This window comes from Bartonella bilalgolemi, assembly GCF_023500045.1.
In the GTDB taxonomy this organism is placed as follows: Bacteria; Pseudomonadota; Alphaproteobacteria; order Rhizobiales; family Rhizobiaceae; genus Bartonella; species Bartonella bilalgolemii.
Genome location: NZ_JAMCOF010000009.1, coordinates 41,106 through 63,123, shown reverse-complemented (window position 1 = coordinate 63,123; position 22,018 = coordinate 41,106). Strand labels below are relative to the sequence as shown.

General features: G+C 35.5%; 21 protein-coding genes and 2 tRNA genes. 1 reads left to right on the top strand and 22 read right to left on the bottom strand.

Features of this window, described 5'->3' with window-relative positions; all coding sequences use genetic code 11:
* Nucleotides 1-115 precede the first annotated feature (115 nt).
* The 17 genes from M4Z11_RS05725 to M4Z11_RS05645 all read right to left on the bottom strand — a co-directional run bounded on the left by M4Z11_RS05725 (nt 116) and on the right by M4Z11_RS05645 (nt 17,706).
* Nucleotides 116-1,792: a ribonuclease J gene (locus M4Z11_RS05725; protein WP_249677431.1), complete on the bottom strand. Its 1,677-nt coding sequence runs from the start codon at nt 1,790-1,792 to the stop codon at nt 116-118.
* A 52-nt stretch (nt 1,793-1,844) separates the two neighbouring features.
* Entirely contained in the window at nt 1,845-2,654 is an 810-nt protein-coding gene (locus M4Z11_RS05720; protein ID WP_249677428.1) for a biotin--[acetyl-CoA-carboxylase] ligase, read from the bottom strand.
* Nucleotides 2,654-4,108, bottom strand: a complete 1,455-nt coding sequence (gene nuoN, locus M4Z11_RS05715; protein ID WP_249677425.1) for an NADH-quinone oxidoreductase subunit NuoN — start codon at nt 4,106-4,108, stop codon at nt 2,654-2,656. Before nuoN ends, M4Z11_RS05720 begins: the two co-directional genes overlap by 1 nt.
* Before the next feature lie 17 nt (nt 4,109-4,125).
* The gene (locus M4Z11_RS05710; RefSeq protein WP_249677450.1) at nt 4,126-5,595 is read right to left on the bottom strand and encodes an NADH-quinone oxidoreductase subunit M; all 1,470 of its coding nucleotides are present in this window, start codon (nt 5,593-5,595) and stop codon (nt 4,126-4,128) included.
* Nucleotides 5,595-7,559 (bottom strand): NADH-quinone oxidoreductase subunit L, encoded by a 1,965-nt coding sequence (nuoL, locus tag M4Z11_RS05705; protein ID WP_249677422.1) that lies wholly within the window; start codon nt 7,557-7,559, stop codon nt 5,595-5,597. Before nuoL ends, M4Z11_RS05710 begins: the two co-directional genes overlap by 1 nt.
* A 6-nt stretch (nt 7,560-7,565) precedes the next feature.
* Nucleotides 7,566-7,874, bottom strand: a complete 309-nt coding sequence (gene nuoK, locus M4Z11_RS05700) for an NADH-quinone oxidoreductase subunit NuoK (RefSeq protein ID WP_249677419.1) — start codon at nt 7,872-7,874, stop codon at nt 7,566-7,568.
* A gap of 13 nt (nt 7,875-7,887) precedes the next feature.
* Nucleotides 7,888-8,508: an NADH-quinone oxidoreductase subunit J gene (locus M4Z11_RS05695; RefSeq protein ID WP_249677416.1), complete on the bottom strand. Its 621-nt coding sequence runs from the start codon at nt 8,506-8,508 to the stop codon at nt 7,888-7,890.
* Nucleotides 8,509-8,605: 97 nt separating this feature from the next.
* Nucleotides 8,606-9,097 carry an NADH-quinone oxidoreductase subunit NuoI gene (gene nuoI / locus M4Z11_RS05690; protein ID WP_249677412.1) on the bottom strand — a complete coding sequence of 164 codons (492 nt, stop codon included), beginning with the start codon at nt 9,095-9,097 and terminating at the stop codon, nt 8,606-8,608.
* A 13-nt stretch (nt 9,098-9,110) separates the two neighbouring features.
* A complete protein-coding gene (gene nuoH / locus M4Z11_RS05685) occupies nt 9,111-10,157 on the bottom strand; it encodes an NADH-quinone oxidoreductase subunit NuoH (protein ID WP_249677409.1) in 1,047 nt (348 codons plus the stop codon).
* Between the two features lie 25 nt (nt 10,158-10,182).
* Complete coding sequence (nuoG, locus tag M4Z11_RS05680; protein ID WP_249677405.1) at nt 10,183-12,252, bottom strand: NADH-quinone oxidoreductase subunit NuoG; 2,070 nt, start codon at nt 12,250-12,252, stop codon at nt 10,183-10,185.
* 64 nt (nt 12,253-12,316) lie between these two features.
* The gene (gene nuoF / locus M4Z11_RS05675; protein WP_249677403.1) at nt 12,317-13,624 is read right to left on the bottom strand and encodes an NADH-quinone oxidoreductase subunit NuoF; all 1,308 of its coding nucleotides are present in this window, start codon (nt 13,622-13,624) and stop codon (nt 12,317-12,319) included.
* A gap of 119 nt (nt 13,625-13,743) precedes the next feature.
* Nucleotides 13,744-14,421: an NADH-quinone oxidoreductase subunit NuoE gene (gene nuoE / locus M4Z11_RS05670; protein ID WP_249677400.1), complete on the bottom strand. Its 678-nt coding sequence runs from the start codon at nt 14,419-14,421 to the stop codon at nt 13,744-13,746.
* Nucleotides 14,421-15,611 carry an NADH-quinone oxidoreductase subunit D gene (locus M4Z11_RS05665; RefSeq protein ID WP_249677399.1) on the bottom strand — a complete coding sequence of 397 codons (1,191 nt, stop codon included), beginning with the start codon at nt 15,609-15,611 and terminating at the stop codon, nt 14,421-14,423. Before M4Z11_RS05665 ends, nuoE begins: the two co-directional genes overlap by 1 nt.
* Before the next feature lie 164 nt (nt 15,612-15,775).
* Nucleotides 15,776-16,384, bottom strand: a complete 609-nt coding sequence (locus tag M4Z11_RS05660; RefSeq protein ID WP_249677397.1) for an NADH-quinone oxidoreductase subunit C — start codon at nt 16,382-16,384, stop codon at nt 15,776-15,778.
* 13 nt (nt 16,385-16,397) lie between these two features.
* Entirely contained in the window at nt 16,398-16,979 is a 582-nt protein-coding gene (locus tag M4Z11_RS05655; RefSeq protein ID WP_249677395.1) for a NuoB/complex I 20 kDa subunit family protein, read from the bottom strand.
* The gene (locus tag M4Z11_RS05650; protein WP_249677393.1) at nt 16,970-17,335 is read right to left on the bottom strand and encodes an NADH-quinone oxidoreductase subunit A; all 366 of its coding nucleotides are present in this window, start codon (nt 17,333-17,335) and stop codon (nt 16,970-16,972) included. The genes M4Z11_RS05655 and M4Z11_RS05650 overlap by 10 nt, the downstream gene beginning before the upstream one ends.
* Nucleotides 17,336-17,629: 294 nt before the next feature.
* Nucleotides 17,630-17,706 (bottom strand) — tRNA-Asp (locus M4Z11_RS05645).
* Nucleotides 17,707-17,921: 215 nt separating this feature from the next.
* Between M4Z11_RS05645 and M4Z11_RS05640 the strand changes: the two genes are divergently transcribed.
* A tRNA-Val gene (locus M4Z11_RS05640) sits at nt 17,922-17,997 on the top strand.
* Between the two features lie 100 nt (nt 17,998-18,097).
* Here M4Z11_RS05640 and M4Z11_RS05635 read toward each other — a convergent pair.
* From M4Z11_RS05635 to sufD, 5 genes are all read right to left on the bottom strand, one after another.
* On the bottom strand, nt 18,098-18,301 hold the full coding sequence (locus M4Z11_RS05635) for a glycoside hydrolase family protein (protein WP_249677392.1): 204 nt from the start codon (nt 18,299-18,301) through the stop codon (nt 18,098-18,100).
* Between the two features lie 75 nt (nt 18,302-18,376).
* Nucleotides 18,377-18,739 (bottom strand): hypothetical protein, encoded by a 363-nt coding sequence (locus tag M4Z11_RS05630; RefSeq protein WP_249677390.1) that lies wholly within the window; start codon nt 18,737-18,739, stop codon nt 18,377-18,379.
* Between the two features lie 355 nt (nt 18,740-19,094).
* The gene (locus M4Z11_RS05620) at nt 19,095-19,496 is read right to left on the bottom strand and encodes an SUF system Fe-S cluster assembly protein (protein ID WP_249677388.1); all 402 of its coding nucleotides are present in this window, start codon (nt 19,494-19,496) and stop codon (nt 19,095-19,097) included.
* On the bottom strand, nt 19,489-20,733 hold the full coding sequence (locus M4Z11_RS05615; protein WP_249677387.1) for a cysteine desulfurase: 1,245 nt from the start codon (nt 20,731-20,733) through the stop codon (nt 19,489-19,491). Before M4Z11_RS05615 ends, M4Z11_RS05620 begins: the two co-directional genes overlap by 8 nt.
* A gap of 9 nt (nt 20,734-20,742) precedes the next feature.
* Entirely contained in the window at nt 20,743-22,011 is a 1,269-nt protein-coding gene (sufD, locus tag M4Z11_RS05610; RefSeq protein WP_249677385.1) for a Fe-S cluster assembly protein SufD, read from the bottom strand.
* Nucleotides 22,012-22,018: the final 7 nt, after the last annotated feature.

Below are 22,018 nucleotides of genomic sequence, written 5' to 3'. Positions count from 1 at the left end.
ACTATCTTTTCTTTAACTGCACTTACATAAAAAGTGTGGAATACGTATTTGTGCAATAAGCTAATTGAATAGTTTTATCTCCTTTTTATAAAAAATAATCGAATACAAAATACTTTTATTTTGAACGATGTAAAAAAACTACACAAATAGGCTTTTTCCCCCAAATCTTATTAACAGCTGCTCTTACTGCACGCCTCACAGCTTCTCGGATAAGTTCATTATCTTTTCTTTTAGCACGTGGGATATTATTAATGACATTTTCAATAACATTTAAAAGAATATCTTCCAATAATTCTCCTGCTCTATCACTTTTAGGAAGACCAAATACTATAAGACCGATATCATCAATTAAATCATGCTTATTATTCATGTGAAGAGAAACAGAAACATGACCAACATAACTTAATTTGCAGCGTTCACGGATTCCTAATTCATCTTCATTACCAAGCAGAAAACCATCTTTATAGATACGACCAACAAGGACTTGATCGATAATTTCTATTGGTTCTGGTGCAAGACGAAATATATCACCATTTCTAATCCTAGCAACAACTTTTATGCCAACTTGATGTGCTAAAGTTGCTTGAGCTGTAAGATGTACCGCTTCACCATGTACGGGAATAAGTATCTGTGGTTTTGTCCAATCATACATTTGTAAAAGTTCCGAACGACGAGGATGACCTGAAACGTGCACAAGAGCATCACGATTCGTAATAATATGAATACCCTGATCAATAAAACGATTTTGTATATCAATAATAGCTTTTTCATTGCCTGGAATATTACGTGATGAATAAATAACTGTGTCACCAGGAGAGAGAACAATATTTTTCATTTCATTTCGCGAGAGTTTTGCTAATGCAGCACGTGGTTCGCCTTGACTGCCAGTTACCACCAAAACAATATTTTCTCGTGGAATATGGCCATAATCTTCTTCTGCTACAAATGGTGCTATATCATCCATATAACCAAGTTCTTGCGCTACCATAACACTACGCTTTAAAGAACGTCCCACTAAAAGAACTTGACGTCCAACAGACGCAGCAGCAAGAGCAATTGATCGTATACGGCCAATATTAGAGGCAAAAGTTGTAATAGCAATTCGACCTCTAGCTTTTAAAATAATTTCAGAAATACTTTCCTGAACTTGTTGTTCCGATGGCGATATACCATCTTGAAGTGCATTAGTAGAATCACACAGCAAGGCTAATACACCTTTATTCCCTAAAGCACGAAACCGTTCCTCATTTGTTATAGCCCCAAGTGAAGGCGTATGATCAATTTTCCAATCTCCAGTATGAATCACATTTCCTAAAGATGTTGTAATAGCTAAAGAGACGGCTTCTGGAATTGAATGATTGACAGAAATAGCTTCAATTGAAAATGGTCCAACCTGAAAGCAATCGCCAGATTGAAAAATATTGACTGGAATTTCATGAAATTCAAAATCTGACTGTCTTTTACTCTCTAATAATCCAGCTGTAAAACAAGTGCAATAAAGTGGAATTTTAAGCTTTGGCCATAAATCAAGAACAGCACCATAATGATCTTCATGAGCATGTGTTAAAATAAGACCACAGATATTATCTTTTTCACTTTCTAAAAAACGAATATCCGGCAAAATAAGATCTACTCCAGGTAATTCAGGACCTGCGAAACTAACTCCCATATCAACAAGTAACCATTTACGACAATCTTTAGGGCCAAATCCATAGGCAGCTAGATTCATTCCTATTTCTCCGACTCCTCCTAAAGGTAAAAAAACCAATTCATTGTTGTTGGCAACAGTCATAAATGTCTCCTAAATTATTAAGATAACTCATGCTGCAATAAAACTTTATAAGTCAATTACGGCTTACATCAGCAGAAGCGGCTAAACCAAAATGAACATCTCCAGATGTTATGATTGCCTGCTGACCATTTTTTTGTTTTACAATACAGTTAAAATCACAATCAAGACCATCAAAAATACCTTCAATGATCCTTTCATCACTGATCACTTTAATATGTTGCCCAAGATGAGAACAAGATAAAAGCCATTTTTTACGAATTATATCACATCCACAGGGTTGTTTCCAAAGAAGATAATTTTCAGCAAAATATTGCGTTAGAGCCATAAATAATTCTTTTTTATCAATACTCAAACCAATATTCTTTATACTTGAGGTTGGATATGGTGCATCTTCATAGTGGTATTCTACATTCATACCAATACCAATAACTAATGCATATTTTTGTGAAGTTAGTTTGAAAAGCTCAAGCAAAATCCCACAGCTTTTAGCTCCTTTAAGCAAAATATCATTTGGCCATTTCAAGCTAACAATATTATTAGCTTGTTCTTCATTTTTTATAAATTGTTTGATAGCCTCTAACATACTTACTCCAGCAACAAAACTAAGCTGAGCAGCAGTCTGATCGATAATATCATCAATTAATAAAAGGCTAGAATAAAGGTTTCCTTTTGGACTACTCCATATTCTTCCTCTTCTGGCTCTTCCTTGTGTCTGCTCATTCGCAACAATCCAAAGATAACCATGATGACCAGAATATGCCTTTTGCTGTGCAACAAGATTTGTTGAGTCAACACTTTCATATGACTCAATATCATATCCTTGTTTTTGTGCAAAATCTGACAATACATAAACCATATTCACTAAAACAATGCTGCAGCAGCTTGTTCTGCTAATTCAGAAAACAAAATTCCCAAAAATACGTAAAATAAAGTGAACAATGCAGAAAGGCTAAGACAAAACTTAAGTTCACTTGATAAAGAAATAAAGTCAGCTTTTGCATTATCAAACCACATAATTTTGATAACACGCAAATAATAAAAAGCACCAACCACAGAAGCCAATACACCAACGACAGCAAGCGGAGTAAGACCTGCATGAACAGCTGCAGAAAATGTATACCATTTCCCAAAAAAACCTGCCATAGGTGGTATACTTGCTAAAGAAAAAAGTTGTATTGTCATAATAATAGCCATAAATGGATTGTTTTTTGCCAATCCTGCAAGATCATAAATATTTTCAAGATTTCCATCATGCGATCGCATACCAAGAATGAAAGAAAATGAACCAAGTGTCATACCAAGATAAATAGTCATATAAATGATAACACCTTTCACTCCAATCATATTTCCTGCAGCTAGCCCAACAAGAGCATATCCCATATGACTAATCGATGAATAAGCCATTAGACGCTTAATATTACTTTGACCAATTGCAGCAAATGCACCTAATATCATTGATGCAATCGCTATAAATATTATAATTTGCTGCCACGCAGGCATAAGATTATCAGAGTTATTAAGTGGAATAAAAGCAACAACAATTATACGAATAATTAATGCCATTGCTGCAACTTTAGGCGCACCAGCAAAAAACGCTGTAATAGGCGTTGGTGCACCTTCATAAACATCAGGAGTCCACATATGAAATGGAACTGCAGAAATTTTGAAAGCTAAACCAGCTAAAATAAATACAATTCCAAAAATAACGCCTAACTGTAAAGCCTTACCTTTTAAAGCCAATGCAATTTCATGGAAACCAATTTGGCCAGTAAAACCATAGAGCAATGAAATACCATAAAGGAGTAATCCTGAAGACAATGCACCTAAGACAAAATATTTTAATCCTGCTTCAGAGGATTTAACATTATTACGATTAATAGCAGCTAAAACATACAAGGATAAAGATTGTAGTTCTAAACCCATATAAAGAGACAGCATATTACCTGCTGAAATCATGAACATCATACCAAGGGTTGCAAACAGAACCAATACTGGAAATTCAAATATATCAATTTTTTGAGCACAGGTAAAAGAAACTGACATAATGAGAGCAAATAATGCACCAATAAGCGTTAAAATTTTCATATAGCGGCTAAAAGAATCAATAATGAGTGCATTTGTATAAAAAAGACCGCTTTTTGGAAAGATTACCATGATAACAATAGTTGCAATAAGCAGAGCAATTGCCAAACCTGTAACAGTTAAATATGAATGCGCACCGGAATAAACACCAATTAAAAGTAATGTTACTCCTCCCAATGCAATTAAAATTTCAGGAACAATTAATACTAATTGAGTTATTATTTCAGTTTGCATGAGCGTTCATCTTTTATTTAATGCAGCTGGTTGATCAAAGATTTTACTGCAGACATTGTTGTTTTAAAAATTGGTGTTGGATAAACACCAAAAAATATTGTAAGAATAACCATTGGATAAAGGGTGAATTTTTCTATTGATGATAAATCAAGAAGAACCTTTAAATTTTCTTTTTCTAAAAAGCCAAAAATGATGCACCTATAAAGATAAAGTGCATAAGCTGCTGATAAAATAACGCCAGTTGTAGCAAAAACAGCGACTAATTTATTAACTTGAAAAACACCTATTAGAGTTAAAAACTCGCCTATAAATCCTGAGCTTCCAGGTAAACCAACATTTGCCATAGTAAAAATCAAAAAAACAACAGCATATTTAGGCATGTTATTTACTAAACCTCCAAATGCTGAAATTTCACGTGTATGTAAGCGATTATAAATTACTCCAACACAAAGAAATAAAGCTGCTGAAACAATTCCATGCGATAACATCTGATAAATAGCACCTTGAATGCCTTGTTCATTAGCAGAAAAAATGCCCATCGTTACGTATCCCATATGCGCTACTGATGAATAAGCAATAAGTTTCTTTATATCATTTTGAACAAGCGCAACTAACGATGTGTAAATAATTGCAATAAGCGATAACGTGAAAACTAAAGAAGAAAAATCAGCTGAAGCAATAGGAAACATTGGTAACGAAAAACGAATAAAACCATAACCACCTAATTTAAGTAATATACCAGCTAAAATAACAGAGCCTGCTGTTGGTGCTTCTACATGTGCATCAGGTAACCATGTGTGAAATGGCCACATTGGCATTTTAACAGCAAAAGAAGCAAAAAATGCAAGCCACAACCATGTCTGCATATGTGTAGTAAACTGGTAGGTTAACAAAGTCGGTATATCAAGTGTTCCTGCTTCCCAATACATAACCATGATAGCAACCAGCATGAGCACTGAGCCAAGCAAAGTATATAAGAAAAATTTCATACTTGCATAAACACGACGCACTCCACCCCAAACGCCGATAATAATAAACATTGGAATAAGACTACCTTCAAAAAAGATATAAAATAAGACTGCATCAAGAGCACAAAAAACTCCAATAATTGCAACTTCGAGAAGAAGAAAAGCAACCATGTAATCTTTTAATCTATCTTGAATAGTATTCCAACTTGCTAAAATACAGAAAGGTAATAGAAAAGCTGAAAGAACAACAAAAAGTACAGAAATGCCATCGATACCCATATGATAACTAATATCACTACCTAACCAATGGAATTTCTCAACCATCTGAAAATCAGAGTTTGTAGTATCAAATCCTGCCCAAATAACTAAAGAAATAATAAAAACAAACACAGTTGTAAAAAATGCAACATTACGTATATTGCGTTTTGCTGCTTCACTATCATCCTTAATTAATAAAATCAGAAACACACCAATAAGCGGTAAAAAGGTAACAGTAGAAAGAATAGGCCAGTCGGTCATCAATTTAAGCTCCTGATCATCATCCATGTAATCAGTATTGCCACACCAATCAGCATTGCATATGCATAATGATAAAGATAACCTGTTTGCATGCGAACAACTTTATTTGTGATATTAATAATACGCGCCGCAATGCCATTTGGACCTAAACCATCAATAACCTTATTGTCACCTATTTTCCAAAAAAAGTGGCCAATTCCCAAAGCAGAACGAACAAATAAAATATTATAAATTTCATCAAAATACCATTTATTATAAAGAAATCGGTATAACATAGGTAAAAATTCAGCAATTCTTTTAGGAATTGAAGGAACTAAAATATAAAATAAATAAGCTAAAATGACCCCAAGAATCATTGCTGTAAATGGCGACCATTTCACCCAGTTGGGTACATTGTGCGCTTCATGAAGAATATGATTATGATTTCCTGTAAATAATGCGCCCTTCCAGAAAGAATCATAAAAGTCACCCCAAAAATAAGGTTGAAAAATTACGCCCGCAAATAGTGCTCCAATAGATAAAACAAATAATGGAATTAACATAACTGGAGCTGATTCATGCACATGATGCATAACATCAACAGTTGCACGCGTCTTACCATGAAATGTCATAAATACAAGTCGCCAAGAATAAAAACTCGTTAATAAAGCAGATAAAATAAGAAGCCAAAAAGCATATTCTGATACAATATTATGCGATGCAAAGGTAGATTCTATAATAGCATCTTTTGAAAAAAATCCTGCAGTGCCAAAAAGAGTTCCAGGAATCCCAAAACCGGTTAATGCAATAGTCCCTATAAACATCATCCAATAAGTTGTTTTTATATATTTATATAACCCACCCATTTTTCGCATATCTTGCTCATCAGAAACAGCATGAATTACAGAACCTGCACCGAGAAATAATAAGGCTTTAAAAAAAGCATGCGTAAAAAGATGAAAAATAGCTGCTCCATAAGCCCCAACTCCTAGCCCAACAAACATATAACCAAGCTGTGAACAAGTAGAATAAGCAATAACACGCTTGATATCATTTTGTACTACTCCTATAGTTGCGGCAAAAAATGCTGTGGTTGCCCCGATAACAATGATTACCGTTAAAGCATTTGGAGAAAGTTCAAAAATCGGTGACATACGCGCTATCATAAAAACACCAGCTGTTACCATTGTAGCTGCATGAATGAGCGCAGATACTGGAGTTGGTCCCTCCATCGCATCAGGAAGCCATGTGTGTAAAAGAAATTGTGCCGATTTCCCCATAGCACCAACAAATAAAAGAAGACATGTAATAGTAATCACTGTTTGTCCAGCAAAATGACCACCTAAAAACGTCATACCTTTTATAAAATTATTGTCTGCAGCTTTTGTAAAAATATCTACAAAATTAACTGACTGAAATAAAACAAAAATATTGAAGATTCCTAATAGAAAACCAAAATCTCCGACACGATTAACTACAAAAGCTTTCATTGCTGCTTTATTAGCTGAATCCCGCTGAAACCAAAAACCAATCAGCAAATAAGACACAAGGCCAACACCTTCCCATCCAAAAAACATTTGAATTAGATTATTAGCCGTCACCAACATCAACATCATAAATGTAAATAAAGAAAGATAAGCAAAAAAACGAGGTCTTGAAGGATCATGATGCATATAACCAATTGAATAAATATGAACTAATGCTGAAACACTATTCACTACAACAAGCATAACAGCTGTTAACGTATCAACATGCAAAGACCAATCAAATGCTAATTTACCAATACCTATCCATCCCAATAGCGGTATATCAACCGTTGAAGTATTGCCAAAAGTTACATTCAAAAAAGAGATCCATGATAATCCAGCAACAATCACCATAAAGCTAGATGTTACCAGCTCACTGGCACGAGGAGCTATAGTCTTTCCACCTATTGCAGCAATTAAAAAACCTAAAAGCGGAAGAAAAACGATCATATAATACATCACTTATCAACCCTTCATCACATTAACATCTTCAACCGCAATGGAACCACGATTACGAAAAAAGACAACAAGAATTGCTAAACCAATTGCTGCTTCAGCAGCTGCTACTGTCAAGATAAATAAAGAAAATACTTGCCCAACTAAATCATGAAGAAAAGCTGAAAACGCAACAAAATTAAGATTGACTGAAAGCAATATAAGCTCAATTGACATAAGAATAACAATCACATTCTTTCTATTTAAAAAAATACCAAGAATACCAATTGTAAATATCAATGCAGAAACAATGAGATAATGAATAATATCAATGTACATAATAATTTTTCCGTTAAATACCTTTACCTGATTCAACTTTTTTGATTTCAATTGCATTTTCCGCTGTTCTCGCAACTTGAACTGCAATTGATTGTCGTTTAATTCCTGATCTGTGACGAAGTGTCAGAACAATAGCACCAATCATTGCAACTAATAAAATTATTCCTGAAATTTGAAAGTAAAAAGCATAATCTGTATAGAGAATATCTCCTAGTGCTTGGGTATTTGTTCGTTGTGCTAAATCTGGCATTGGTTGTGTAATATGAACTCCTGAAACTAGAGAAAAACCGTTACTAATAAAAACAAAAATAAGCTCTATAGCGATAATAATACCAATAAAAGCACCAATAGGAGCATATTTGAGTGCGCCACTTTTCAATTCAGCAAAGTCAACATCAAGCATCATAACTACAAATAAAAATAAAACTGCTACAGCACCAACATATACAACTAATAAGATAAGCCCTAAAAATTCTGCTCCTGAAAGCAAAAATAAAACTGCAGCATTAAAAAATACTAATATTAAAAATAGAACTGAATGAACAGGATTACGCGCAGTAACAACAATGACCGCGCTTATAAGCATAATGAAAGCAAAAATATAGAAAAATGCCACCGCTAGACCTGTTAGCATGGACTTCCCCTCAATCAATCAAACAAATAGGTATGAAAATTCATACCTGACTATTCTTATCGGATACATTATCCGACTACTCCATTTAACAATACACCTAACGATAAGGTGAATCTATTAATATATTGCGAGCAATTTCTCGCTCCCAACGATCTCCATTATTTAAAAGCTTTTCTTTATCATAATAAAGTTCTTCACGCATTTCTGTTGCAAACTCAAAATTCGGACCTTCTACAATAGCATCAACTGGACAAGCCTCCTGACAAAAACCACAATAGATACACTTGACCATATCAATATCATAACGAATAGTTCTACGTGTGCCGTCATTACGTCGAGGACCTGCTTCAATTGTAATAGCCTGCGCGGGACAAATTGCTTCACATAATTTACATGCGATACACCGTTCTTCCCCATTTGGATAGCGACGCAAAGCATGCTCACCACGAAAACGTGCAGAAACAAAACCTTTTTCATAAGGATAGTTAATTGTAGGTTTTTGAGAAAAAAACTGACGCATTGCTAAAAAAAAGGCACTTATGAATTCTAATAAAAGAAGTGATTTTGCTGCTTGAATAAGACTTGACATATAAGATTTCCTCTTAAGCTGAACCAGTATATTGCAAAACAGCAGCAGTCATTACAACCATTGCCAATGAAATAGGAAGGAATACCTTCCAACCAAGACGCATTAACTGATCATAACGATAGCGGGGTACAAACGCTTTAACCATAGCAAACCAAAAAAACACAAAACAAACTTTCAGAACAAACCAAATGACACCAGGGACCCAATTAAGCCACCACACATCAAAAGGAGGTAACCAGCCACCTAAAAACAAAATAGTTGTCAATGCACACATTAAAACAATTGCAACGTATTCACCAAGAAAAAAAAGCATATAAGGAGTTGAAGAATATTCAACCATGTGTCCGGCAACAAGCTCAGATTCTGCCTCAACCAAATCAAAAGGAGGTCGATTTGTCTCTGCAAGCGCAGAAATGAAAAATATAATAAACATTGGAAAAAGAACTAACCAATTCCAATCAAGAAAACTACCGAATGGCAAACCAATATTCTTTCCAAAACCATTATTCTGTTCAAGAACAATTATTGTAAGATCTAATGAACCACTTACTAAAACAACTGTAACAAGAACAAGACCAATTGAAACTTCATAAGAAATCATTTGTGCTGCTGAACGAAGAGCTCCTAAAAAAGGATATTTCGAATTTGATGCCCATCCTCCCATGATAACACCATAAACTTCAAGAGAAGAAATAGCCAGTATATATAATAAACCAACATTAATACTTGCAATTTCCCAATCTTTATTAACCGGAACAACTGCCCATGTTGATAACGCAAGTACTGCTGAAACAAAAGGAGCAAGAAGAAAAACGCCTTTATTAGCACCAGCAGGAATAATTGGTTCTTTAACAGCAAATTTTATCAAGTCTGCAAAAGACTGCAACAACCCCCATGGACCAACAACATTCGGTCCACGTCGTAATTGTACAGCTGCCCAAATTTTCCTATCTGCATAAAGCAAATAAGCAATCAAAATCAAAAGAACAACTAAAAGGATAAGGGTTTTACCCACTATAATCGATAATGGCAATAGCCAGGCCATAAAGAAATCGTACATAACTGTTCCTTTTCCCCCTTTGTCCTTACTTCATAGCTTCTGTAATGTGACTTTTCGTAAGAGACGAACATTCTGCCATAACTGCAGAAGCACGCGCTATTGGATTTGTTAAATAAAAGTCTTTAATCATAGAAGTAAATTTTTGTGGTTTCAGAACAATTATTTGTGAACTCAAAGCTTTAAGATCATTTATACATGAAGGCGCTATATTATCAATGGCACAAAGATGTGGAAAATCATTAAATAAATTTTGTCTCAATTGAGATAATGAATCAAAAGGGAGCTTTTTATTTAAAACATCAGATAAAGCACGTAAAATAGCCCAATCCTCCTTTGCATCACCTGGAGCAAAACCAGCTCGATTTGTCATCTGAACACGACCTTCTGTATTAACATAAAGCCCTGATTTCTCAGTATAAGCAGATGCCGGTAAAATCACATCAGCAGCATGCGCACCATTATCACCGTGGCTACCAATATAAATTATAAAGGCTTTGCTATTGGTTAATTCTATTTCATCAGCGCTAAGCAAAAATAGAACTTCACAGGTTTTAACAATATTTTTAACTCCTAATTTATAGGTAAAACCAATATCTAGTCCTCCAACAGTCGATGCAGCATTATGAAGAATGCCAAATCCATTCCATTCTTCACTAAGAGCTCCAACAATATCCGCTAGTTTTGCAAGATTCTTTAAAACAGATAAACCTTCTTTACCTGAAATGGCACCCTCCCCAATAAGAATAAGCGGCCTCTCAGCCTTTTTTAGTACATCAAAAAATACATTCTCTCCACTAATAAGCGCATCTAATGCATCAGTACCAGCACCAAGGTAAGAATATGGATAACGCAAATCGACCTGCTCTCCAACTAACGCAATTGGGATTCTGCCTACTCGTTGACGTTTTAAAATACGCGCATTTAAAACAGCAGCCTCAACACGTGGATTAGATCCTACAATTAACAATGCATCTGCACGCTCAATGCCTGCGATAGTAGGATTAAAAATATAACTCGAACGCCCTAATTCAGGTGATAAAACCATACCCCTTTGACGACAGTCAAAGGCCTTTGAGCCCAATGAAAGCAATAATAATTTAAGTGCATACATTTCTTCAATAGATACAAGATCTCCAGCAATTGCTCCAATTTTTTTTGCTGAAGTTTCAGATATAACCATTTTAATTTTTTCAAAAGCCTCTGACCAACTTACAGGCTGAAGTTTGCCATCTTTTCGAACATACGGTTTATCAAGTCTTTGAGTGCGCAATCCATCCCAAATAAAACGTGTCTTATCAGAAATCCATTCCTCATTTATATCTTTATTAATGCGTGGCACAATTCGCATAACTTCACGCCCTCGGCTATCAATGCGAATAGCACTACCAAGAGCATCCATCACATCAATCGACTCTGTTTTAATCAATTCCCATGGACGAGCACAAAACGCATAAGGCTTTGAAGTTAAAGCACCTACTGGACAAAGATCAATAACATTGCCCTGCAATTCAGATGTCATAGCTCTTTCAAGATATGTCGTGATTTCAGCATCTTCACCACGGCCAATTAAACCAAGATCTGAAACACCTGCAACCTCTGTTGTAAAACGAACACAACGTGTACAATGAATACATCGTGTCATAACAGTTTTTACAAGAGGTCCAATATACTTATCTTCAACAGCACGTTTATCTTCTGTATAACGAGAATGATCACGCCCATAAAAAATTGCTTGATCTTGAAGATCACATTCACCACCTTGATCACATACAGGACAATCTAATGGATGGTTAATGAGGAGGAATTCCATAACGCCTTCACGGGCTTTTTTGACCATTTCCGTATTAATAAATATTTCAGGCATCTCACCGTTTGGTCCTAATCGTAAATCACGAACTCCCATAGCACAAGAAGCCTGTGGTTTTGGAGGTCCACCTTTGACCTCAACCAAACACATACGACAATTCCCAGCAATTGATAGAGCTTCGTGAAAACAAAAACGTGGCACCTCAGCACCCGCAGCCTCAGCAGCTTGAAGCAATGTGTAGTGGTCGGGAACTTCAATTTCTTTACCATCAACTTTAATACTTATCATCACCAATCCAGCCCGCGAATAACCTACTTAATTTGTATTTCATCATTTTAAAAAACAAAACTCTTTATTTTATTGTTTCCAAAGTAATATTTTTGCTTTGAACTGCACTTCGCGTGTAATCATCAATTCTTTGTTCAATCTCTGAACGAAAATTACGGATTAACCCTTGTATAGGCCATGCTGCAGCATCTCCAAGTGCACAAATAGTATGCCCTTCAACCTGTTTAGAAACTTCAAATAGAAGATCAATTTCGCGTTTTTGCGCTCTTCCCTCAACCATACGCCCCAAAAGACGCATCATCCACCCAGTTCCTTCACGACATGGTGTACATTGACCACAGCTTTCATGTTTAAAAAAAGCTGCTATACGCCAAATTGCCTTAATAATATCAGTTGATTTGTCCATAACAATCGCACCACCTGTCCCAAAAGAAGAGCCAACATCTCGCATCCCATCGAAATCCATAATGGCATTTATCATATCTTCTCCACGCACAATCGGACAAGAAGCACCCCCTGGAATAACTGCTAAAAGATTATTCCATCCACCGCGAATACCACCTGTGTGTTTTTCAATCAATTCACGAAAAGAAACACCTAGAGCTTCTTCGAATGTACAAGGCGCATTAACATGTCCAGAAATCATAAACAATTTCGTTCCAACATTGTTTGCCCGACCAATCGATGAAAACCACGAAGCACCTCGACGTAAAATTGTAGGAACAACTGCTATAGATTCCACGTTGTTAACGGTTGTTGGACAACCATAAATTCCCATATTTGCAGGAAATGGAGGTTTTAATCGAGGTTGGCCTTTTTTCCCCTCAAGGCTTTCAAGAAGAGCTGTCTCTTCACCGCAAATGTAAGCTCCAGCACCATGATGAACAATAATATCACAAACATGACCACACTTAGTCTTTTTGCCAAGTAACCCCGCTTCATAACACTCATCAATTGCAGCCTGAAGCGCTTCACGCTCACGAATATATTCACCACGGACATAAATAAAAGCAACATTTGCCCCCATTGCAAAAGTAGCAATAACACATCCTTCAATTAAAGTATGGGGATCGTGTCTTAAAATATCACGGTCTTTACATGTTCCTGGCTCCGACTCATCTGCATTCACGACCAAATAATGAGGCCGACCATCACTTTGTTTTGGCATAAATGACCATTTCATACCAGTAGGAAAACCAGCACCACCACGACCACGTAAGCCTGAAGCTTTCATTTCATCAATAATCCAATCACGGCCTTTTTCAATAATCGCTTTGGTACCATCCCAATGTCCACGCAATACCGCGGCCTTCAATGATTTATCTTTAAAACCATAAATATTGGTGAAAATGCGATCCTTATCAGCCAGCATACCCCACCTTTTTTTCTACAACTGAATGCATTTTTAGCATTTTCCTAATTCAATTTTTCAATATTTTTCCAAAAATTCTATTTTATATTAAAGATATTTTATTCAATTCAAAGAAATATTTATCCAACTTCTATGCCTTCATTTCTCTTTTTCTTTGAAGATTTAAATGATTTCATTTTATTTTTATTCCCATCAACTAAAGAAGTTAAGCCACTAATAGGTTCTGATGATTTACGATTATTTTGTGGTCCTACAGTTATATTAGAACCTTTACCTGCCTCAAATGCATCGATAATTTCTTCAAGACGTTCAGCTGTAAGATCTTCATAAGTATCTTTGAAAATCATAACCATTGGAGCGTTAACACAAGCACCAAGACACTCAACTTCTTCCCATGACAATGTGCCATTTTGATTAGTAACGAAAGGCTTATAATGAATTTTTTTTTGACAAACTTTGATCAATTCTTCGGAACCACGTAGCATACAAGGAGTCGTACCACAAACCTGAATATGCGCCTTTGTTCCAACTGGTTTTAGTTGAAATTGAGTGTAAAAAGTCGCGACCTCTAAAACGCGAATATAAGCCATAGAAAGTATTTCAGCAATATGTTCAATTGCAGCACGCGTTACCCAACCTTCCTGTTCTTGAGCACGCATCAATAAGGGGATAACAGCAGATTGTTCACGCCCTACGGGATATTTCTTTATGGTATTTTGCACCCATACTTGATTCTCTTTTGTGAAAGAAAATTTCACTGGCTGATGGATATCATCGGCAAGACGACGTAAAGACATTAACGATCAACCTCCCCAAAAACAATATCAATCGAGCCCAAAATAGCTGTTGCATCTGCTAGCATATGGCCTCGAGTCAGAAAGTCCATAGCTTGAAGATGAGCAAAACCAGGAGCACGTAATTTAACACGATAAGGTTTATTTGTTCCATCAGAAACTAGATAAACACCAAACTCACCTTTTGGTGCTTCTACAGCGACATAAACTTCACCAGGAGGAGTATGAAAACCTTCTGTATAAAGCTTAAAATGATGAATAAGTGCTTCCATCGAATTTTTCATCTCACTGCGTTTTGGTGGCACAACCTTACGATCTAAGCTTGAAACTGGTCCATTTTTTTCAGAAGAAAGCAAACGGTTTACACATTGCCGCATAATTTTTGTTGATTGCCTCATTTCTTCCATACGAATGAGATAGCGATCGTAACAATCACTATTTTTACCTACAGGAATATCAAATTCCATTTCATCATAACACTCATAAGGTTGGCTTTTACGCAAATCCCATGATACACCAGCCCCACGAATCATTACCCCAGAAAAAGCACGAGCCCAAGCCTCATTAATATTCACCACACCAATATCTACATTCCGCTGTTTAAAAATTCGATTGGGTGTTATAAGCTTATCAAGTTTATCAAGAGCAATAAGAAATGGATCAATAAAATTACCAATATCTTCAATTAATTTTTCTGGTAAATCTTGATGCACACCACCAGGACGAAAATAATTGGCATGAAGACGTGCACCACATGCACGCTCATAAAAAATCATCAATTTTTCACGCTGTTCAAACCCCCAAAGTGGTGGTGTTAAAGCACCAACATCCATTGCCTGTGTCGTTACATTAAGCAAATGATTAAGAATACGCCCAATTTCAGAAAATAGAACGCGAATCAATTGCCCTCGCTTAGGAACCTCAATACCCAATAATTTTTCAATAGCAAGCACAAAAGCATGCTCTTGATTCATAGGAGCAACATAATCTAAACGATCAAGATAAGGTCCTGCTTGGAGGTAAGTTTTTGTTTCCATTAACTTTTCTGTACCGCGGTGCAATAATCCAATATGTGGATCCACACGCTCAACAACTTCACCATCCAATTCTAAAACCATGCGCAAAACACCATGCGCAGCAGGATGCTGTGGACCAAAATTAATATTAAAATTTCGGACATTAACCTCAGGCACTATCAACCCCTTGCTTCTTTCAATACATCCTAAAAACTGAACACCAATAAATATTCTGTTATTATAATGCACAACACAAAATAACTACTCACTGTGTATAAGTGTATAAATAACTTATATGCAATGATCACTTTCTATACACCACCCCTACTGAAAATGCTCAATTATTTTTCAATACTTGATTCTTTAATACATGATGAAATACGCTCATTACCTTCCCAAGGTGAAAGAAAGTCAAAATTACGCATTTCTTGTCGCAAAATAATAGGTTCATAAATAACTCGTTTGCTTTCATTATCATAACGACATTCAACAAATCCTGTTACAGGAAAATCTTTGCGCAAAGGATGCCCTTCAAATCCATAATCTGTTAAAATACGTCGCAAATCCGGATGTCCTGAAAATAAAATACCATACATATCGTAAGCTTCACGCTCATACCATTCTGCTCCAGGATAAATCGAACAAGCAGAAGCAACAGCTACATTCTCATCAGTACGCACTTTAATACGTAAACGTAAATTATATCGTGGAGATAATAACTGATAAGACACATCAAAACGTTTTTCACGAGAAGGATAATCTACACCGCTAATATCTATAATACTAATAAATTGACAACGAGAATCATCGCGAACAAACATTAAAACATCAATAATTGCATCAAGACGTGATACAATTGTCAATTCACCAAATGCAAAAATACTTTCCTCTATCTTATCTCCCAATTTATCTTTCAAATAGTTAGAAAGCTCAATTAATGTTTCACTCATTATTATAAATTCCCTATCGCTCTATAGATCCAGTCCGACGGATTTTTTTCTGCAATAATAAGATGCCATACAACAGTGCCTCTGCTGTAGGAGGACATCCTGGAATATAAATATCCACTGGAACAATGCGATCACATCCACGCACAACCGAATAAGAATAATGATAATACCCCCCACCATTCGCACAGGATCCCATAGAAATCACATAACGTGGCTCAGGCATCTGATCGTAAACTTTACGTAAAGCAGGTGCCATTTTATTTGTTAAAGTACCAGCAACTACCATCACATCTGATTGACGCGGTGAAGCGCGTGGCGCATAACCAAAACGTTCATTATCATAATGAGGCATTGAGCATTGCATCATCTCAACCGCACAACAAGCCAGACCAAAGCTCATCCACATCAATGAACCGGTGCGTGCCCAAGTGATTAAAGCCTCTGCTGAAGTTACTAAGAAACCCTTGTCCCCTAATTCAGTATTAATATCACTGAAAAACTTATCATTAGAACCTAGCAACTTACCTGTATTTGGATCAATGATTCCTTTTGATTTTGGAGCAACAACCACTGAATTATTAAATCCTAATTCCATTCAAGAGCCCCCTTTTTCCATTCATATATAAATCCAATCGTCAATATCGCTAAGAACACAATCATCGACCAAAAACCAAATATACCTATTGAAGCAAATGAAACAGCCCAAGGAAAAAGAAAAGCAACCTCAAGATCGAAAATAATGAATAAAATTGAAACTAGATAAAATCGAACATCAAACTTCATTCGAGCATCATCAAATGAGTTGAATCCACATTCATAAGCCGATAATTTCTCAGGATCAGGAGCACGATAAGCCACCATATAGGGTATGATTAAAAGAACTCCAGTAATAATTACTGAAATAGTAATAAAAACCAATACCGGTAAATAAGAGCTCAATAAATGAATCATAATCCTTTTCCGCTTTAATGAGTTTTTGAATTAGCCTAATCATCGAATGTTGTCTAGATAAAATTACAATATTATCACGCTAATTTCGCTCGTACAGCTTAAAGGGCATGCCGCATAGTATCTAATCTCTTTGTTTATAGGTATTGCAAAGAAAAAAAAAGACGCAAGCCCTTATTCCCATAAAACTATATGAAAAAAGAAAAAATTAATTAGCTAAAAATTATACAGAATGTGCTATAACTATTATAATCTACAAAGAAAAAAACACATGCTAAATAAATCAGGAAATCGAAATGGCGCGAGTGACGGGACTCGAACCCGCGACCTCCGGCGTGACAGGCCAGCACTCTAACCAACTGAGCTACACCCGCGCACTTCTTTGAACCAATTAATATGGTATCAACGCTCGTGTAAGATGTTCATTCGTTTCTGTCAAGAAAAATGAAACGTTTTTTTAAAAAAATTAAATAAACAATAAAAACTCACCTAATTCTCTAAAAAACATTAACAAATAATATTTTTTATTCTTGCCTTTAATTTTTTTTTTCCTTAATAGGATGATTATCCAAGTGTAAATTATTACATTGGGCGATTAGCTCAGCTGGTAGAGCGCCTCGTTTACACCGAGGATGTCGGGAGTTCGAGTCTCTCATCGCCCACCAGGCATGTTTGCTTTTAGCATAAGATATTGATTTTATATATGTTTTTTTAAGGTGCGGGATAAAAAAATAAAGGTTAGAGAATAGGATTTACACTCTCTTCTCATATTGACTCAAATCGGTTAAAAGCATAATTTCTCTTTTCTTTCGTAATAACCATGCCTTCAACAACCATTGGCTTACCAGCTTTTTCTGTATGACCACATCCTATGGTCCAAACGCCAGAAACATCTTGATTAGCATGAAGCTGTAAACGTGCCCACTTCTTTAAATAATTGAGATAATTTTCAGTGATTTTTCGTGCCATCGTTTAATTCCATTGTATAGATAAACATTGATTAATACGGCGCCATCCCTACCATTTCTATTTGATCAAGATGTTTCATTTTTCCAGGAAAATAATCGCTGCCATAAATACTATCACTGCCTTTAACAGCATGACCACTCCACATGCTAAGAACACTATTACTGACTTGACCACCGTTTTCTTTATACTATCATCCTTAAACACACCTTTTTGATAAGGTTTATTTGAGCCTCTAGTCATAATAAATTGAATAACTTTTGTGATGCTGCCTATAAGGTCACCATGAGCTTTTTGAACTTTTCCAATACTGACCCAAACTCTTTCCAAAAAACTTTTTTCTTTGTTCTTAAGTGTGCACAAACCACCACCAAAACTACCTTTGCCGCTAATGCCATTATAAAGGCTATCATTCCCAGTATTGCCACACCCCAAGATCATACCTCAAGCTCTGTCTCATCAGTTTCACCTTCTGGCCAAAGAATATCGCTGCTTTTTGCCATAAAAATTTCAATCGATTTGCTCTTTCCATTACAATGACAGCTTCCATTGCTGTTATTGTTGCTGATATTAAAATCAGCTTATAATTTAAGAAAATTAGCGACAATAAGATTTGAAATCTCAAATGCGATAGTATCCAACTCAAAGCAATTTTTAGCTGGACAGATGATATCACAGCAGCTCTTTATACAAAGAACGCTGATCGCAAAAAGTTATAGCCATCTAAATGATAAAAAAGAAAAAAATAATGTATAGAATGAAAAAAGGGTAATAAAATATTATTATTTTACTTCTTTTAGTACCATCCAACAGCAACCTGTGCTTCTTCTGACATACATTCAGGTGTCCACGGAGGATCAAATGTCATAGTTACTTCAACACTTAAAACGCCTTCAACTGCACTTACAGCATTTTCTACCCAACCTGGCATCTCACCTGCAACAGGACACCCAGGAGCTGTAAGTGTCATTTCAATTTTTACCGAACGATCATCTTCAATATCAATCCGATAAATCAATCCTAATTCATAAATATCAGCAGGTATCTCTGGATCGTAAACTGTTTTAAGAGCAGCAATAATATCGCTCGTCAAACGATTAATTTCAGATTCTGGGATTGCTAATAAACAAGACTCTTCCTTTTCACTCTCTATACCAACAGGCTCAGCCGAATGGCACTTGTCAATTAACCTAACCATTAAAAAATATCCTTGCTTTTTCTAACGCTTCAACCAATTGATCAATATCTTCGCGATTACTATACATTGCTAATGATGCACGACAGATAGATGTTAAACCAAGATGTTGTAATAAAGGCTGTGCACAATGTGTTCCCGCACGTATAGCAACTCCCTGTCGATCAACAAACATAGCAACATCATGTGCATGAATACCTTCAAGTTCAAAAGATATAATAGTACCTTTGTTAAAGGCGCGTCCATAGATATGTAATGACTGAACTGCTTCAAGTCTTTCATGAGCATAATTTAAAAGTGCCATTTCATGCGTATAAATTGCATCTCTATCCTTTTCTTGTATATAATCGATAGCTGCTGCTAACCCAATAGCTTCAACTATAGGAGGAGTACCAGCTTCAAAACGGTATGGAGGAACATTATAAGAAACCTTATCAAGTGTCACCTCTTCAATCATTTGCCCTCCCCCCTGAAAAGGACGCATTTCCTCTAGCCGATATTTTTTTCCATAAAGAACACCAATGCCTGTAGGACCATAAATCTTATGACCAGTGAAAACATACCAATCACAATCAAGATCTTGCATATCAATTGTTAAATGTACAGCTCCTTGAGAACCATCAACAAGAACAGGAATAGCATTTTGATGTGCTAATTTAACTATTTCTCTGATAGGAGACACGCTTCCCAATATATTTGACATATGTGTAATAGCAACAAGACGAGTTCTATTGCTTAAAGCGTTTTGAAAATCTTTAATATGTAAAACACCATCCTCATCAACTGGCACAAAAACAAGTTTTACACCCTTTTGTTTACGAATAAAATGCCAAGGAATAATATTTGAATGATGCTCCATAATAGTGAGAATAATTTCATCACCTTCATTTAATTTAGACATCCCCCAACCATAAGCTATAGTGTTAATAGCTTCTGTTGCACTCTTCGTAAAAATAATTTCTTCAACTATTTGAGCGTTTAAAAAAGCACGAACTGTTTCACGAGCATCTTCATAAAATTGTGTTGCTGTATTTGATAAATAATGCATTCCTCGATGTACATTAGCATAATGATATCGATAAAAATTATCCATAACATTAAGAACTGATAGTGGCTTTTGAGCAGAAGCCGCACTATCAAGATAAGCTAACCGCTTACCGTAAATATTACTCTGCAAAATAGGAAAATCACACCGAATTTCTTCTACATTATAATTTAATGTTTTTATGTTATTTTCCATTTTTCTACCTTAAACGTTCTTTTCTAACCATTTACTAATGATATTACTCAAAATAGCGTGAATATTATCTTGCTTGATGTCATCAATTAATTCTGAGATAAATCCTTTTACCAAAAGTTCACAGGCAGTTTTAAAAGAGATACCACGCGCCATTAAATAAAAAAGATGATCATGATTAAGTTTAGCAACTGTTGCACCGTGAGCGCAAGTAACATTATCAGCAAAAATTTCTAGTTCAGGTTTTACATCAAATTCTGCATCATCAGAAAGAATAAGGCTATTGCAAGCCATACGAGCATCTGTTTCTTGTGCTTTTTTTGCTACACGTATTACTCCTTGAAAAACACCATGCGCCTTATCTGTAACAACATTACGTACAATTTCTCTCGAAACCGATTTTTCTTCAACATGACGAACAGTCATTGTAAGATCATTATGCATTTTTCCAGACAATAAATTTATTGCTCGCAATTGAAAATTAGACTTTTTTCCCAACAACTCAATATCAATTTCTTGACGATTAAGTTGGCTACTTATATTAATCACATAAAGCGTTAATTCAGCATTTTCAGCAAGCACAGCACGAAATTGGCCAAATTGTGTAGTATTACATCCCCTATCACAGATAAGAATCCATGTTACATTGCTATTAGCAGCAAGATTTAATGAAAATACTGAACTAACAAAAGTATCTTTATCATTGCCGATTTGACGTTCAATAATGACAGCTTGACTATTTTTTCCAACTTTGATGCTTGAAAAAGTATGTGACTGTCCTCCCATTTGAATATTTTGTAATTCAATTGGTATATCCAATCTAATATTGTCAGCAATCTGGAAAATCCATCCATTCGTAACGAAGGCTGTATTTATTTGCCCAATAAAATTTTCATCAGAAATAGTTAAATTTATTTTAGTGCTATTTTTATCCAACGCCGTTGCAAGATGCTCTACTTCAACACCTACTATTTTATTTGACGTAAGCGCTTTACCATTTTGAATAGAAAAAATAATATTTTCTGGAAGTAATGGATTAATCTGCTGTTCGTCAATAAGTTCTGAAAAATTACTTACAGATTTTAATAAAACACGTAAATTAGTATAATGCCAATACTCCATTTTGCGTGAAGGAAGACGTGTTTTTTGAAATAGCTCAATAGCTTCCTTACGTATAGCTTGCACTGTTTCATTACCAGGCAAATCATCAATGCGTTGATCAAAATTATTAATAATATCTGCTTCAACTGCTATTAATTCTGATTGTGAGTTTGTTCTCATATTTAAT

Excerpts from the sequence above, each read along its gene's own strand:
- M4Z11_RS05725 (WP_249677431.1), bottom strand. The coding sequence starts at position 1,792 with ATGACTGTTGCCAACAACAATGAATTGGTTTTTTTACCTTTAGGAGGA.
- nuoN (WP_249677425.1), bottom strand. The coding sequence starts at position 4,108 with ATGCAAACTGAAATAATAACTCAATTAGTATTAATTGTTCCTGAAATT.
- M4Z11_RS05710 (WP_249677450.1), bottom strand. The coding sequence starts at position 5,595 with ATGACCGACTGGCCTATTCTTTCTACTGTTACCTTTTTACCGCTTATT.
- nuoL (WP_249677422.1), bottom strand. The coding sequence starts at position 7,559 with ATGTATTATATGATCGTTTTTCTTCCGCTTTTAGGTTTTTTAATTGCT.
- nuoK (WP_249677419.1), bottom strand. The coding sequence starts at position 7,874 with ATGTACATTGATATTATTCATTATCTCATTGTTTCTGCATTGATATTT.
- M4Z11_RS05695 (WP_249677416.1), bottom strand. The coding sequence starts at position 8,508 with ATGCTAACAGGTCTAGCGGTGGCATTTTTCTATATTTTTGCTTTCATT.
- nuoI (WP_249677412.1), bottom strand. The coding sequence starts at position 9,097 with ATGTCAAGTCTTATTCAAGCAGCAAAATCACTTCTTTTATTAGAATTC.
- nuoH (WP_249677409.1), bottom strand. The coding sequence starts at position 10,157 with ATGTACGATTTCTTTATGGCCTGGCTATTGCCATTATCGATTATAGTG.
- nuoG (WP_249677405.1), bottom strand. The coding sequence starts at position 12,252 with ATGATAAGTATTAAAGTTGATGGTAAAGAAATTGAAGTTCCCGACCAC.
- nuoF (WP_249677403.1), bottom strand. The coding sequence starts at position 13,624 with ATGCTGGCTGATAAGGATCGCATTTTCACCAATATTTATGGTTTTAAA.
- nuoE (WP_249677400.1), bottom strand. The coding sequence starts at position 14,421 with ATGTCTTTACGTCGTCTTGCCGATGATATCCATCAGCCAGTGAAATTT.
- M4Z11_RS05660 (WP_249677397.1), bottom strand. The coding sequence starts at position 16,384 with ATGAGTGAAACATTAATTGAGCTTTCTAACTATTTGAAAGATAAATTG.
- M4Z11_RS05655 (WP_249677395.1), bottom strand. The coding sequence starts at position 16,979 with ATGGAATTAGGATTTAATAATTCAGTGGTTGTTGCTCCAAAATCAAAA.
- M4Z11_RS05650 (WP_249677393.1), bottom strand. The coding sequence starts at position 17,335 with ATGATTCATTTATTGAGCTCTTATTTACCGGTATTGGTTTTTATTACT.
- M4Z11_RS05635 (WP_249677392.1), bottom strand. The coding sequence starts at position 18,301 with ATGGCACGAAAAATCACTGAAAATTATCTCAATTATTTAAAGAAGTGG.
- M4Z11_RS05630 (WP_249677390.1), bottom strand. The coding sequence starts at position 18,739 with ATGATCTTGGGGTGTGGCAATACTGGGAATGATAGCCTTTATAATGGC.
- M4Z11_RS05620 (WP_249677388.1), bottom strand. The coding sequence starts at position 19,496 with ATGGTTAGGTTAATTGACAAGTGCCATTCGGCTGAGCCTGTTGGTATA.
- M4Z11_RS05615 (WP_249677387.1), bottom strand. The coding sequence starts at position 20,733 with ATGGAAAATAACATAAAAACATTAAATTATAATGTAGAAGAAATTCGG.
- sufD (WP_249677385.1), bottom strand. The coding sequence starts at position 22,011 with ATGAGAACAAACTCACAATCAGAATTAATAGCAGTTGAAGCAGATATT.